Here is a 14,970-nt window from a genome sequence, read left to right on the forward strand (position 1 = left end):
GCAACGGCTCAGCGGTCCGGCAGAGGGGTGCCGGACGCCGCTGAGCATAGAGGTCGGGCCCGCCGGGCCGGAGAATCCGGGCGGATCCGACCTGTGTGCTCAGCCCGAGCCGCGCACGGGAAGCGAATGGAGCGGCCGGTCGCATGCGCGACCGGCCGCTCCGCTCATTCGGTCTCCTTACTCAAAGAGCGCGGCGTAGGTCTGGAACGCCGTGGCGACCTCGACCTGGTGCCAGTACCGGTGGTAGCTGAACTCCGGCGCGGGGCCGGTGCAGCCGCCGTCGATGTACGCCTGGACCTGGTCCCAGCCCTCGAAGTCCTTCATGAAGGAACGGGTCTCGATGAAGGTGACGCCGTTCTCCAGGACGTCGCCGTTCGGCATGGTGCCGGTCCAGCCCTCGGGGATGTAGACCTCGTCGCCGAAGCGGCAGTAGTCCGCCCGGGCCTCGGTCTGGGTCACGCCGACGCCGTCGTTCGCGGCCCACAGCGCGTCCAGGAGGTTCTTCGCCGCGGTCTGCGAGGCGGTGTCACCGGTGGCCGCGGCGTGGTAGGACAGGATCTTCGCGAACGCCCCGGCCACGCCCGGGTCCTTGGACATGGAGGTCACCGAGGCGGACAGGCCCGCCCCCGGCTCGCCGCTCCAGTCCAGGTCGCCCGGGATGCTGTAGTCGGTCGCGGAGATGTCGGACTCCGACAGCGCCCACGCCACCCACTGGTCGAGCAGGTCGCACGCCCGCGCGTCGTCGGTCTCCAGGCAGTACTGCGCGACGCGGTCCATGCCCCAGACCTGGAAGCCGAACCAGCGGTTCGACGGCGGGTCGTGCCACACGGGCTGCTCGTCGTAGTACAGGCCCTCGAACTCGGCGCTCGTGGTCGGGTTGCCGTAGTTGCCGCCCCAGTTGTTGGTCGCGCCGCCCGCGATGGCGCCCGCGCCCGGCGAGCCCTGCGGGACCTGGAGCCACTCCAGGAACTCCAGCTGCTGGTCGAGGCTGGCCGCCCAGTCGCTCGCCGCGGTCGGCGAGGCCGGCTCCAGGCCGCCCTCGGAGAGCGCGTACGCCGCCATGACGTTCTGGTAGCCCTGGTGGACGCCCGAGCCGCCGATGCGGAACGACCAGTCGCCGTTCGCGCCCGCGCCCCACGAGTAGTACCAGGAGAGCAGGTAGTGGAACGAGTTCTTGCCGCTGCCGTCGGGGCAGTTGTTGATCCCGATGCAGTCGCCCGCGATCTGCTTGAAGTACTTGTCCGCGAACGCGTACCGCAGGAAGTCGCCCATCTTGGAGGCGTTGTCGAGCGACCCGGAGATCGTCGACGACTGGCCCTGCTCGGCCGCCCACTGCTGGGCCATCCACGCGACCTGGATGGCGCGCGCGTCGGCGTCGGGGGCGTCGGTGTACCGCTGCTGCTGCGAGTACTGCGAGTCGCCCACGAACAGGTCCAGGTAGCCGTTGGGGCCGCCGAAGTCGAACGTCTCGCACGAGGGGTGCGCGACGGTCTCCCACGTCGACTCCTGCGAGCCGCGCTGGAACGTGTTCATGTACGCGGGCTCGGTGGTCCCGTCGCCGCACTCGCCGAAGCCGTAGGCGTTGTCCACGTCCAGGATCCAGTGCATGCCGTACACCTGGTTGTTCCCGTAGGTGTTCCGCAGCTCCTGGCCCAGCGGGTCGGTGCCGACGGACGCGTTGAAGTCCAGCTGCGTCGGGTAGTCCTCGACGCTGTCGGACTCCGGGGCGTACGAGGCCGGGGAGGACGGGTTGTACGCGGTCGGGTTCAGGTCCGGGATCGCGTACTGCTCGGTGATGTCCCACGACTCGTTGTAGCCCGACCAGTCGCCGGTGACCTGGCCGTACGCGGCCTCCAGCCACTGGAGGTAGCTCAGGGCCTCGGAGGTCGTCTCGTGGCCGTAGTCCGGCGCCTCGACGATGAGCTCCTCCACCGAGTGGTAGGGGACGCCCGTCTCGTGCAGGTACGGCGAGTCGGCCCCGGTGAGCTGGTCGTACATCGCGAGGAAGCGCTCCTCGTTCTGCGTGACCTCGCCGATGTCGGCGACGGTGACCGTCACCGTCTTGGACGCGTAGCCGGGGGAGGCCACGGTGAACACCGCGGACTCGCCGGGCTCGGCGCCCGCGGCCGCGCTGAACACGATCGGCTTCGGGTTCACGTCGCCCGCGGCGAAGGACAGCGATCCGCCCGAGGACACCGAGAGGTCGGTGGAGCCGGAGGTGCGGGTCGTGGTGACCGTGGCGGCGGCCTCGGTCGCGGCGGAGAAGCCGACCTCGACGGAGGCGGTCGACCCGGCGTCGACGACGACGTTCGCGCGGCTCACTTCGAGCTCGGGCTCGACGGGCTCCTCGGAGCCGTCGCAGGACTCGCCGTTGACCTTGATCCCCGTCGGCGCGGTGGAGGGGCCTGCCCCGATGAAGCCGAAGACCTCTTTGTTCTGGCCCGCGGCGATCGAGCCGTTCCAGCCGACGTCGCCGCCGGTGAAGGTGCGGCCGCTCTGGTGCCAGTCGACGTTCCACGCGCTGGAGACGGTGGTGCCCGCCGGGAACTCCCATTCGAGGTCCCAGCCGTTGAGGCCCGCCGTGCCCGCGGTGATGACCACGTTGGCCTGGAAGCCCGAGCCCCAGGACGAGACGACGTTGTACTGGACGCCGCCGCAGTACTGGGCGGCGAAGGCCGACGGCGCGGCCACCGCGGTGAAGGCGCCGACGAGCGCGAGCGGCAGCGCCACCGCCGCCGTCCGGCGCCATCGACGGCCCCGCCGGCGCGGCGGGGCCAGGTTGTCGGTTTCCATTATGGCTACTCCTAGGCATGGGGTGGATATGTCCGTTTCCATGGGAGCGCTCATGCCGGGTTCGCGGTCGTTGAATCGCACGAGTGGAACGAATCGGACCAGGATGCGGAAGCGCTCCCAGGCCATGCTCCCAAGCAGGAGCCCTGGATGTCAATACATTGACATCCCTAAATTTCTCCTTCAACGAGGCAAACCGTTGCCGTTTGCCAGGTATTTTCCCAGCTAATTGAGTCGTTGATCCGGATTCATAGTTATGGATTCGCGACCTTCGATCTGTTCGAGATGATCACGAAGGCAACGATCCGGTAATGACCCTCACACCCGGGCTTGCGTCATGGAACACGCTCCCGTACGATCCTGGTATCGCTCCCAAGGGCGATCGCCTCGGCGGTTTCAGTCCGCGGGCCGCCGCGCACTCATGGCGGCCCGCACCACCGCCGCCGTGTGCACCAACCGGAACGAGTCCCTCAAACCCCTCGACAACAGCACGGCGCCCCGAGCGCCTGGAAGGAAACCGCAAAGATGCATCTCCTCAACCGACAGCACGGCCGGGCCGCCCTCGCGGCCGCGGCCGCGGGCGCGCTGGCGCTCTCCGCAGCCGCGTGCAGCGGCGGCGACGACGGCGACGAAGACGGCCTGACCGAGGACGGCAAGATCCAGCTCACCGTCTCCCTGTTCGGCACCTTCGGCTACACCGAGGCCGGACTGGAGGCCGAGTACGAGGCGGCCCACGACAACATCGACGTGGTCATCGAAGGCGACGGGGTCAACTGGGACGCCGAGTTCCGCCCCACCCTGGAGACCGCCCTGGAGACCGGCTCCGGCGCCGGCGACGTCGTCGGGATCGAGGAGCAGGGCGTCGTCCAGCTCTTCTCCGACTCCTCGCACTGGTACGACCTGAAGGACTACTCGGACCGCGCGTCCGACTACGTCGACTGGAAGTGGGAGCTCGGCCAGAGCCCCGACGGCACCCAGGTCGGCTTCGGCACCGACGTCGGCGGCATGGGCATGTGCTACCGCAAGGACCTCTTCGAGGCGGCGGGCCTGCCCACCGACCGCGAGGAGCTCGCGGCGGCCTGGTCCACCTGGGACGGCTTCAAGGCCCTCGCCCAGCAGTACGTCGACGCCGACACCGGCGTGGCCTTCCTCGACGGCCCGACCCAGCTCCAGAACATGCTGCTGGGCCAGCTCGCCGGCAACGGCGACGGCGAGATGTACGTCGACGCCGACGGCAACCTGACGCTCGACTCCGCGGCCGCGCAGGGCTCGATCAACACCATCCTGGAGCTCAACGAGATCGGCGCGATCGGCAACTTCGTCTCCTGGAGCGAGGAGTGGATCGCGGCCCAGGCCGAGGGCGGCTTCGCCGTCATGCCGTGCCCGGGCTGGATGCCCTCGGGCGTCATCGAGCCGAACTCCGGCCCGGACAACGCCGGCAAGTGGGACATGGCCGCCGCCCCCGGGATCGGCGGGAACTGGGGCGGCTCGTGGCTGGCGGTCCCCGCCCAGTCCGCGCACCCCGAGGAGGCCGCCGAGCTGGCCGCGTGGCTGAGCGCCCCCGAGCAGCAGGTCAAGGTCTTCGAGGCCGTCGGCAACTTCCCGTCCTCGCCTGAGGCGCAGGCGGACCCGAAGGTCGCCGACTCCACCAACGCGTACTTCAGCGACGCCCCGACCGGCCAGATCCTGGCCGCGTCGGTCCAGAACTTCCCGCCGCTGACCTACTCGTACTACCACCCGCCGGTCAAGGGCGCGGTCGAGACGGTGCTCAACGGCGTCGTCGACGGCACGTTCGCCCCTGAGGACGCCTTCGACGAGATCCAGTCGGCGGCCGAAGAGGCGATCCAGCTCGCCGGCGGCGGCCTCTAGCCGCCCCCGCGGGCCGGTCCGGCGGCACCCTGCCGCCGCCGGACCGGCCCCGGGTCCAGCGGTCTCATGCCGATTCCGCTGAGCCCCGTGCCGCCGGGGCGAGACCGCGCATCGGGCCGTGCCCGGCACGGGCCCGACGCACCACCCCAGGACCCGGTCTCCACCCCCTCCCGGCGGCACCGTGTCGGCCCGCCGCGCCCCAACCCGCGGCGGGCCGGCTTCCTCCGGAGGCGGCCCGCGCCAGCCGATGAGCCTCACCCGCTCGCGACCGCAAGGAACACGATGACCACCGAAACCGCGGCCCGATCGCCCAAGTGGCGCCTCTGGGCCTCCAAGGCCGACATCAAGGCCACCCCGTACGCGCTCGTCTCGCCGTACTTCATCCTCTTCGCCGTCTTCGGCGTCTTCCCGATGGGCTACACGCTCTACGCCTCGCTCCACGCCTGGAAGCTCGGCGGCGCCGACCCGGTGTTCGTGGGCCTGGACAACTACAAGTTCCTGCTGTTCGACTACGACCGCTTCAACTGGTCGGTCTTCAACACGCTGGGCATGTTCGTCCTCGCCACCGTCCCGCAGCTCGTGGTCGCGCTCATGGTCGCGAACGCCCTGAACAAGCGACTGCGCCGGCCCATGCTGTGGCGCATGCTCATCCTCGCGCCGATCGTCACCTCCGTCGTCGCCGTCGGCGTCATCTTCGCCCGCATCTGGGGCCAGGAGTACGGCATGGTGAACGGCTTCCTGGAGCTGGTCGGCATCGGCAAGGTCGACTGGCAGGCCGAGCGGTGGAGCTCCTGGATCGCCATCTCGTCCATGGTGGACTGGCGATGGATGGGCTACAACTCGCTCATCTTCCTGGCCGCCATGCAGACCATCCCGCGCAACCTCTACGAGGCCGCCACCGTCGACGGCGCCTCGCCCCGGCAGCAGTTCTGGCAGATCACGATCCCGCAGCTCAAGCCGGTCCTCATCTTCACCGTCTTCGTGTCGTCCGTCGGCGGCATGACCATGTTCGTCGAGCCGATGATGTTCGACTCCGGCAGGCTCCTCGGCGGCACCGACGGGCAGTACCAGACCACGGCGATGGTCCTGGTCGACATCCTCCGCACGCACGGCAACTACGGCGTCTCGGCCGCCGCCGGATGGCTGCTGTTCCTGGTCATCGGGATCGTCGCGGCGATCAACTTCCTCATCGTCAACCGCATCCAGGGGAACAAATGAGCACCGCCACCGCGCCCCGCCCCACCGCCGACGCCACACCGGCGCAGCCTCCCAAGCCCCCGCGCCGCCCGAAGAAGCGGCGCCCCGTCGAGTCCGGCGAGGGCGTCTACGCCCCCACGGTGCTGACGCGGCTCGGCCTGCTCGCCGTCGCGGCCCTGTCGATCTTCCCGCTGTACTGGATGATCGTCATCGCCTCGACCTCCACCGCGAACGCCGCCGGCTTCCCGCCCGCGCTGCTGCCGGGCCCCAACCTGCTGGAGCACCTGGGCGAGGCCCTGTCGGACCCCGAGGCGAACCTGCTGCTGGGCCTGCGGAACTCGATGATCATCACCGGCACGGTCACCTTCTCGGTCGTGCTCATCTCGACCCTCGGCGGCTTCGCGTTCGCCAAGCTGAAGTTCCGCGGCTCCAAGGTCCTCATGGGCACGGTCCTGTTCTCGATGATGGTGCCGCTCCAGCAGCTGGGGATCGTCCCGCTGTACATCGTCATGGTCGAGCTCGAATGGCTCGACACGCTCCAGGCGGTCATCCTGCCGTTCCTCATCAACGGGTTCGGGATCTTCATGATGCGCCAGTACGTCGAGCAGGCCGTGCCCGACGAGATCATCGAGGCCGCGCGCATCGACGGGGCCTCCACGATCGGCATCTGGTGGCGGATCGTCCTCCCGGCCCTGCGCCCGGCGATGGTCGTCCTCGGACTGCTCACGTTCATGCTCAACTGGAACGAGTTCCTGTGGCCGTTCATGGTGCTGAGCGGCGAGAACCCCACCATCCAGCTCGCCATCCGGCAGCTGTCGACCGCAACGTGGTCAGCGGACCTGTCGATGATCTTCACCGGCACGCTGATCTCGATCATTCCCATCGCGATCCTGTTCGTCGTGTTCGGACGGCAGATCGTGAGCGGCATCATGGAAGGTTCATCGAAGTAACTATGAGCACCGAAATCGAAAGGGCCGCAGCGCTTGCGGCCCGGTTCCCAGCCGGGTTCACGTGGGGCGCGGCGACCTCCTCCTACCAGGTGGAGGGCGCCACCGGCGCCGACGGGCGCGGGAAGTCCATCTGGGACTCGTTCGTGAACGAGCCCGGCCGCGTCGTGGACGGCTCCAACGGCGACACCGCGATCGACTCCTACCGCAACATCGCGGGCGACGTCGCCGCCGTCAAGGCCCTCGGCCTCAACAGCTACCGGTTCTCCCTGTCGTGGCCCCGGATCTGCCCCGACGGGGACGGACGGGTCAACCCGGCCGGCCTGCGCTACTACTCCGACCTCGTCGACGCCCTGCTCGCCGAGGGCATCACCCCCTGGATCACCCTCTACCACTGGGACCTCCCGCAGGCCCTCGAAGACAAGGGCGGCTGGCCCGTGCGCGACACCGCGCTCCGGTTCGCCGACTTCGCCCTGATCGCGCACACCGCCCTCGGCGACCGCGTCAAGCACTGGATCACCGTCAACGAGCCGTGGTGCGCCGCGTTCCTCGGCTACGCCTCCGGCGAGCACGCCCCCGGGCGCCGCGAGCCGGCCGAGTCGATCGCGGCGGCCCACCACCTCATGCTCGCCCACGGCCTCGCCGCGCGCGCCGTCAAGGCCGCCGACCCCGAGGCGACGGTGAGCATCGGCATCAACTTCTACCCGGTGCACGCCGCCAGCGACGCGCCCGGCGACCTCGACGCGGCCCGCCGCGTCGACGGCGTCCAGAACCGCTGGTTCACCGACGCGGCCCTGCGCGGGGCCTACCCCGAGGACGTCGTGGAGGACTTCAAGGCGATCACCGACTTCGAGTTCCTCCTCGACGGCGACATGGAGCTCATCAACGCGCCCGTCGACGTCCTCTCCGTGAACTACTACAGCCGCTTCACCGTCACCGGCAACGGCGGCTCCGCCTCCGCCTCCGCGGCGCCGACCGGCGCGGGCTCCGCGTGGCCTGCGAACGATCACATCGGGTTCGTGCCCGCGGGGCTCCCCGTCACCGACATGGGCTGGGAGATCGAGCCGTCGGGGCTCACCGACGTCCTCACCCGCCTCCACGCCTCCTACCCGGAGGTGCGGCTCGCGGTCACCGAGAACGGCGCCGCGTTCCCCGACAAGCTCGACGACGGGCGCGTGCGGGACGCCGAGCGGCTCGACTACGTGGAGCGCCACCTCGCGGCCTGCGCCGACGCGCTCGACGCGGGCGTCCCGCTCGTCGGGTATTTCGCCTGGTCGCTGGCCGACAACTTCGAGTGGGCCTGGGGCTACACCAAGCGGTTCGGTCTCGTGTACGTCGATTTCGAGACCGGCGAGCGCATCGTCAAGGACTCCGGACGCTGGTACGGCGACCTGGTGCGACGCGCCCGTACGAACCGTGAGGCAGAATAGTTCCACGCGACAGAGCCCGAGGTGATGCACGATGACCGAGACCCGACTTGAGGCGCCCGGCGGCGCGCCTGCCGAGCGCACCGGCCGCAGGCGCAGCGGCGGCCGCCCCACGCTCGACACGGTCGCCCGCCACGCGGGCGTCGGCCGGGGCACGGTCTCGCGCGTCATCAACGGCTCCCCGAAGGTCGCCGAGGACACGCGCGCGGCGGTCCTGGCCGCGATCAAGGAGCTGGGGTACGTCCCCAACCAGGCGGCCAGGACCCTCGTGACGCAGCGGACCGACACGGTGGCGCTCGTCGTCACCGAGTCGCAGGAGTGGCTGTGGTCGGAGCCGTTCTTCGCGGGGGTGCTGCGCGGGATCACCGAGCAGCTCGCCGAGGAGAACATGCGGCTCATGCTCACCTTCGCGCCCCGCGACGGCAACCGCACCGACCTGGAGTCCTACCTCATGGGCCAGCACGTCGACGGCGTCATGATGGTCTCCAGCCACTCCGGCGACCCGCTCCCCGAGCGCCTCGAAGACGCAGGGATCCCGATCGTCCTGTGCGGCACGCCCGTCGGCTTCCGCCCCGTCGCGTACGTCGACTGCGACAACCGCTCGGGCGCCCGCCAGGCCGTCGAGTACCTCGCCGAGCGCGGCCACAAGCGGATCGGCATCATCGCCGGGCCGCAGGACATGGCCGTCGGCGTCGACCGCCTCAACGGCTACCGCGACGGCCTCCGCGGCCACCGCCTCCCCGTCGAGGAAGGGCTCGTCTCCGTCGCCGAGGGCTTCGACGAGGCCAGCGGCATCAAGGCCGCCCGCCACCTCTTCGACACCGCCGGCGACCTCGACGCGGTCTTCGCCAACTCCGACCCCCTCGCCATGGCGACCCTCCGCGTCGCCCGCGAGCGCGGCATCGCCGTCCCCGACGACCTCGCCCTCGTCGGCTTCGATGACTCCCCCCTCGCCGAATTCGCCGAGCCGCCCCTCACCACCGTCCACCAGCCCACCGAGACCATGGGCCGCGAGATGGCCCGCCTCCTCTGCGGCCGCATCCGCGGCGAAGAGGCCGGCCCCCTCGTCACGATCCTCGGCACGAGGATCGTGGTCCGCGAGTCCGCTTAGGGCGCAAGCGAAAGGGCCCGGCTCCTGGTGGAGCCGGGCCCTTTCGCCGTCCTAGGCGATGACGTCCATCCCGCCCCAGCCGGTGCCGATGACGGCCGAGGCGGAGTAGGAGCCGGCGCCGTTGCCCTTGTACAGGTACAGGTTCCCGTTGGCGTGCCTGGCGACCCAGTCCACGTGCCCGTCCCCGTTGAAGTCCCCGACCGCGGCGACCGCGTTCATCACGTCCCAGCCGCACCCGATCTTGACGCCGTTCTTCACGCCGCCGGTCGGCTTCCCGGCGTAGAAGTACATGCAGTCGTCGGAGTTCCTCCGCGCCAGCACGTCGGCAGTGCCGTCATGGTCGAGGTCCCCCACGGCCGTGATCAGCGACATCGAGTTCCAGCCCGTCCCGATGAGGACGCGCGAGCCGTGCGAACCGGTCCCGGTCCCCGGGTACAGCCACAGGTTCCCGGTCGCCGCCTCGCGGGCGATGATGTCCACCTTCCCGTCGCCGTTGTAATCCTGTCCGGAGACGATGGCGCTCATGGCCCCCCAACCACCGCCGATCCGGATTCGGGCGTCCGCGTCCAGGCTGCCCTGCCCGAGCCCCGGGTAGACGTACAGCACGCCGCCCGAGGTGCGGGCGAGGACGTCGGGGTAGCCGTCGGCGGTGAGGTCGCCGCCCGCCTCGATCAGGTTCATGCCGCCCAGGGCGTCGCTGAACCAGCCCGAGCGCTCGAACCCGCCGGTTCCGTTCCCCCAGTAGTGGTGGAGCACGCCGTCGGCCGCGCTCCGTGCGACCACATCGGAGGGGCCGTCGCCGAAGAAGTCGTAGGTCCTGTCCGAGAACGCAACGGGAAGGTCGAGCGTGTTCCAGCCGGTGCCGACTACCCGGTCCTCCCAGACCTCGAAGAGGTTCTGGTCATAGCTGCGGAGCACGAGCTCTCCGGTCCGGGAGTCGACGGCGTAGATGTCGGCCCAACCGTCCCCGGTGTAGTCGCCGCCGCCGGTCACCTGGTCGTAGCGTGCGCCGTCGTCGGAATCGACGAGCAGCGAGGCGTTAAGGTTGCTGCGCACCTGCTCGAATCCGCCGTTGCCGTCGCTGTAGAACGCAAGGTACTGGTCGACGGTGCCGTCGCGCGCGAGAAGGTCGGGGATGCGGTCCTGGTTGAGGTCCCCGGCGGTCGTGAGGTTCTCAAGGGTGCTCCACTCGTCGAGTCGCGTGGTGGCGACCGCGCGGCGGGAGCCGAAGGTGCCGTCGCCGTTGCCGGGGTACATGTACAGCTTCGCCTCGGCTTCGGCGAGGGCGATGACGTCGTTGTCGCCGTCGCCGTCGAAGTCGGTCGCGGAAGTGTAGGACCCCATCGCGTTCCAACCGGTGCCCGACAGGATGCGCGCCCCGAATCCGCCGTCGCCGTCACCCGGGTAGGTGTACATGCGGCCGGTGCGCTTGTCGCGGACGAGCAGGTCGGGGTACCGGTCCCCGGTCAAGTCGCCGGCCATGACCACGTCCAGGCCGCCCCAGCCGGCGCCCAGGGAGACGGGGTTCTCGAAGGCGCCGTCGCCCTTGCCGCCGTAGAACATCAAGTTCCCGTCGGACTTGCGCACAGCGAGGAGGTCCTGGCGGCCGTCGGTGTCGTAGTCGTTGCTCGGGGCGGTGACGGGCAGGTAGAAGTACTCGGAGTCGGTGCGGTTGCCCGCCTTGTCGATCGCCGAGATGTAGAGCGGCGTCGGGTTCTCGTCGATGCGGAGGGAGAACGTGGCGGTGTCGCCCGCGGTCAGTGTGACCGTGCGCGGCGAGCAGGACTGCGCCCAGCGGCAGATCACTTCGACCTCGTTGACGCCGTTCGGGAACTGCGCGTCGCTCACGGTCACTTCGACCTGGAGCAGGTCCCAGTCGTAGTAGGGCCCGTCCGGGACGTCGACCTCGATGAGGTCGGGGGCATCGGTGTCGACGACGACCTCGCAGGTCGAGGAGTTGGTGTACCCGGTGGTGCCGGAGATGAACTGGTGCTTGACCTCGTAGTGCCCGTCGCCCAGCGTGACGGCGGCGGAGGGGTTGACCCCGTCGGCTACCTCAGCTGGCGCGGTGCTGAACACGGTCTGGCCGCTGTCGAGGTCCCGGACGGTCGCGGTCCAGGTGAGGCCGGGGTCGATCAGGTCGGGGCGCCAGATCGAGGTGGAGAAGTTCCCGTAGGCCACGGCGGACTCGTCCTGGAATGCCGGGTTCTCGGCGCAGGTGGGCCTGGAGAGGGTGAACGCGCCGCCGATGTCGTAGTACACGTCGAGGCGCGCCGATTCGCCGTCGAAGCGGGCGGTCTCGTCGCTCGGCGTCATCGCGAACGTGGTGGACACCCCGGTGCTCAGGCCGCTCACGGGATCGAGTTCGTAGACGGCCGTGCCGTTCAGGCAGGTCCCGGACACCGCCGCGCGGGAACCCGGTCCGGGGAGGTCGGACCATTTCGTGGAGGGCCGGTAGACCGAGGAGTAGCCGAGATCGGGTGCGGTGCAGGCGGTGCCGTCGGCGGCGTCGACGCTGAACACCGCAGAGTCGATTGCGTAGGTGAAGGTCTCCGGGGAGGCCGCGGGGGTGAGTCCTGTCAGGTTGGGGCGCCAGAAATTCCAGTACAGGGCCGCCTCGTGCTCGGTCGTGCAGGTCGGGTCGGCCAGTGCGTCGCAGTAGGGGCCCGCCACGGCGTCCGCGTTCTGGCCCGCGGCCTCGAAATAGGGCGCGTCGAGGCCGGCGCCGCCGCGGAAGAGCGCGGTGTCCGGTGAGGCGGAGGTCGCGGCGCCCCACTCGTGGACGCCGTACAGGTGGTGGGTCCATTCGGTGGTGAGCGTGAGCGGGAAGGCGGCTCCGTCGAGGATCGCCTGGTCGAGGTCGAATGCGATCGCTCCGGCGTCGACGGTGAGGGGGACGGCGTGCGCCGCCCCCGCGGCATCGCGGGCGGTGAAGGTCGTCGTCTGCTCCCAGGTCGCCGGTTCCCAGGGTTCGACCACGTGCGGGGTGTAGATCGAACCGCGGTACTCCCTGACGCTCGCTTCGGCGGCGAATGACAGGCCGGTCGCGAGCGCGGACCAGGCCTCGGCGCTGTCGACGGTGAACGCGAGGCGCGTGGTGGAGATGTCGGCTTCGACGGTGAGGTCGACGCCGTCGGCGAGGTCCTCGTATCGGGCAGTGCTGCCGTCCACGGCGGGAACCGGCTGGTCTCCCGTCCAGTCCAGTGCGCCCGCGCGGGTGGTCATCAGCGGTGCGCCGGTGTCGGTGCCGCTGAAGGCGAATGCGACGGGGGAGTCGGCCTGGACGAGCGTGCCGTCCGCTTCGATCAGGGCGGGGTCGGCAGGCCCGCGGTCCTGGTAGTCCTGGGTCGCGTCGGTGGTGCGGAGGACGTGGAGCTGCCCGGCCGGGGTGGCGTACAGGGTCTCGTAGGGGCCGGACCGCTCGGAGATCCGGACCTCGACGTCGCAGGCCGCAGCGGTTTCGAGGGCGGCTTCGAGTCCGTCGACGATCGGATTGCCGCCGAGGGCGGTGCAGTCGGTCTCCTGCGCGGCGGCGGCGCCGGGGGCGGCGAGGAGGGCCGCGCCGAGGGCGGCGGCGGTGAGGGCGGCGGTCCGCGAGGGAGCGTGCCGGAGCCGCTTCGGGGGAGCGTTCATTCAGATGTCCTGGGGAGTTCGGGGGGTTATGGGTGGTGTTGCGGCGGTGGGGGACGCCGGGTGCCGCGGCAAGGCCGCACCCGGCGAATCCTATCCGACCGAAGTGGATTTCGGGGGACGGGTTGCGCAGGTCAGGCGCCGACCGGGGCCGGCGCCTGACTCAGTGTATTGAAGGACGGCGGGTTCCGCTGTCCACTGCGGTCGCTAGGCGATGATGTCCATCGACCCCCAGCCGTTGCCGAAGCCCCACGTCATCTCGATGTCGCCGTTGCCGCCGCCGCCGTAGAAGTACAGGACGCCGTTCTGGTGGCGGCCGACCCAGTCGGCGTGGCCGTCGCTGTTGAAGTCGCCGACGGCGACGACGGCGGTCATGACGTTCCAGCCGCAGTTGAGCTGGACCCCGGTCTCCAGGGTCCCGTCGCCGCGGCCGCCGAAGAAGTTCAGGCAGTCGGTCTGGTCGTCGACGGCGATCACGTCGGCATGGCCGTCGTGGTCGAGGTCGCCGACGGCGGTCAGGAAGCTGAAGCCGTTCCAGCCGGTGCCCAGCGAGGTGCGGGTGCCCCAGCCGCCGGTCCCGTTGCCGGGGTAGAACCAGAGGCGGCCGGTGGCCTCCTCGACGGCGAGGAGGTCGGGCTTGCCGTCGCTGTTGTGGTCGTGGCCGCCGACGATAGTGCTCATCGCGCCCCACCCGGAGCCGACGACGTCGCGGGCGGCGGCGTCGTAGTCGCCGGTCCCGGTGCCCGGGTAGATGTAGAGGACTCCGGTCTGGGTGCGGGCGAACAGGTCCGCGAATCCGTCGCCGTTCGCGTCACCGGCGGTCTCGATGAGGTCCATGTCCGCCAGCTCGTCGCCGAGGACGGCGGACTGGAACGTCGTCCCGGTGCCCCGGCCGTAGTACAGCGAGGTCAGGCCGCTGGTGCCGTTGCGGGCGATGATGTCGGTCTTGCCGTCGCCGGTGTAGTCGTAGACGAGGTCGAGGTCCCCGGCGGGGAGCGACATGGCGCCCCAGCCGCGCCCGACGAGGGTGCCGCCGTGGACGGTGGCGCCGTCCTCATCGAAACCCTGGAGCCACATCTGGCTGAAGCGCGGGTCGACGGCGGCGACGTCGGCGAAGCCGTCCCCGTCGACGTCGCCGACGCCCGCGACCTGGTCGTAGTAGCGGTCGTCGTAGTCGTTGCCGAGGGCGTGGTCGACCTGGACGCGGTTCCCGAACTGCTGGTTCCCGAGTCCGAAGTAAACGTAGTAGCTGCCGTTGCGCGTGTTGTGGGCGAGGAAGTCGGCGTTGCCGTCCCCGTCGAGGTCGCCGAGGCCGGCGAGGTCGTCGTACCCGCCCCAGCCGGTGCCCACGGCGACGCCGTCGGCGACGGTGCCGTCGGCGAGCGGGGCGTAGTAGTAGAGCTTGCCGTCGACCCGGTTCACCGCGAGCAGCCCGGACTCGTCGGCCTGGGCGCCGAGCGGCGCGAACGCGCCGATCGGGCTCCAGCCGGTGTCGGCCTGGATGCGGTCGCCGAAGCCGCCGGCGCCGTCGCCGGGGTAGGTGTAGAGGACGCCGGTCCTGGTGTCGCGGGCGCGCAGGTCGGCGAGGCCGTCCCCGGTCGCGTCCCCGACCATGGCGACGTCGAGCCCGCCCCAGCCGTCGTCGACCACGGCGGAGGGGTCGAACGTCCCGTCGCCGTTGCCCGCGTAGAACAGCAGGTTCCCGTCGGACTTGCGGACGACCATCAGGTCCTGGTTGCCGTCGCCGTCGAAGTCGTTGCGGGACTGGACTGCCGTCGGCAGGACTTCGTCGTCCTGCGCGGCGGCGCCGCCGGGCGAGCACAGGAGTGCCGCCGCGGCGGCCGCGGCCGCGATCGTGGCCGAGGGGATCGCGCGGAGGCGGCGCCTCCGCAGGGTGCTTCGTTGCATGGTGTTGTCCTGTAAGGGTATTGGGGTCCTGGATCGACGCCGTTCACCGCGTCAATAACCAGACGATCACCGAGAGCGATCTGACGCAGTG

Annotated in this window: 8 protein-coding genes; 5 read left to right on the forward strand and 3 right to left on the reverse strand. The window is 70.3% G+C overall.

Annotation, left to right across the window (positions count from 1 at the left end; all coding sequences use genetic code 11):
• Positions 1 to 177: 177 nt before the first annotated feature.
• On the reverse strand, positions 178 to 2,793 hold the full coding sequence (locus tag B0I28_RS13300; protein ID WP_181245776.1) for a glycoside hydrolase family 48 protein: 2,616 nt from the start codon (positions 2,791 to 2,793) through the stop codon (positions 178 to 180).
• 522 nt (positions 2,794 to 3,315) lie between these two features.
• Between B0I28_RS13300 and B0I28_RS13305 the strand changes: the two genes are divergently transcribed.
• The 5 genes from B0I28_RS13305 (at position 3,316) to B0I28_RS13325 (ending at position 9,341) form a co-directional block, all read left to right on the forward strand.
• Positions 3,316 to 4,659 carry an extracellular solute-binding protein gene (locus tag B0I28_RS13305; RefSeq protein ID WP_106364304.1) on the forward strand — a complete coding sequence of 448 codons (1,344 nt, stop codon included), beginning with the start codon at positions 3,316 to 3,318 and terminating at the stop codon, positions 4,657 to 4,659.
• A gap of 282 nt (positions 4,660 to 4,941) precedes the next feature.
• A complete protein-coding gene (locus B0I28_RS13310; RefSeq protein WP_106364305.1) occupies positions 4,942 to 5,877 on the forward strand; it encodes a carbohydrate ABC transporter permease in 936 nt (311 codons plus the stop codon).
• Positions 5,874 to 6,806, forward strand: coding sequence for a carbohydrate ABC transporter permease (locus tag B0I28_RS13315; RefSeq protein WP_106364306.1), 933 nt, complete (start codon positions 5,874 to 5,876; stop codon positions 6,804 to 6,806). The genes B0I28_RS13310 and B0I28_RS13315 overlap by 4 nt, the downstream gene beginning before the upstream one ends.
• 2 nt (positions 6,807 to 6,808) lie before the next feature.
• Complete coding sequence (locus B0I28_RS13320; RefSeq protein ID WP_106364307.1) at positions 6,809 to 8,233, forward strand: GH1 family beta-glucosidase; 1,425 nt, start codon at positions 6,809 to 6,811, stop codon at positions 8,231 to 8,233.
• Between the two features lie 31 nt (positions 8,234 to 8,264).
• Positions 8,265 to 9,341 carry a LacI family DNA-binding transcriptional regulator gene (locus B0I28_RS13325; RefSeq protein ID WP_106364308.1) on the forward strand — a complete coding sequence of 359 codons (1,077 nt, stop codon included), beginning with the start codon at positions 8,265 to 8,267 and terminating at the stop codon, positions 9,339 to 9,341.
• 51 nt (positions 9,342 to 9,392) lie between these two features.
• On the opposite strand, the gene B0I28_RS13330 is transcribed toward B0I28_RS13325, so the two are convergent.
• Both B0I28_RS13330 and B0I28_RS13335 read right to left on the reverse strand, forming a co-directional pair.
• Complete coding sequence (locus B0I28_RS13330; protein ID WP_106364309.1) at positions 9,393 to 12,974, reverse strand: FG-GAP repeat domain-containing protein; 3,582 nt, start codon at positions 12,972 to 12,974, stop codon at positions 9,393 to 9,395.
• 204 nt (positions 12,975 to 13,178) lie between these two features.
• A complete protein-coding gene (locus B0I28_RS13335) occupies positions 13,179 to 14,879 on the reverse strand; it encodes an FG-GAP repeat domain-containing protein (RefSeq protein ID WP_106364310.1) in 1,701 nt (566 codons plus the stop codon).
• Positions 14,880 to 14,970 lie beyond the last annotated feature (91 nt).

It is taken from the genome of Glycomyces artemisiae, assembly GCF_003002955.1.
Taxonomy (GTDB): Bacteria; Actinomycetota; Actinomycetes; order Mycobacteriales; family Micromonosporaceae; genus Glycomyces; species Glycomyces artemisiae.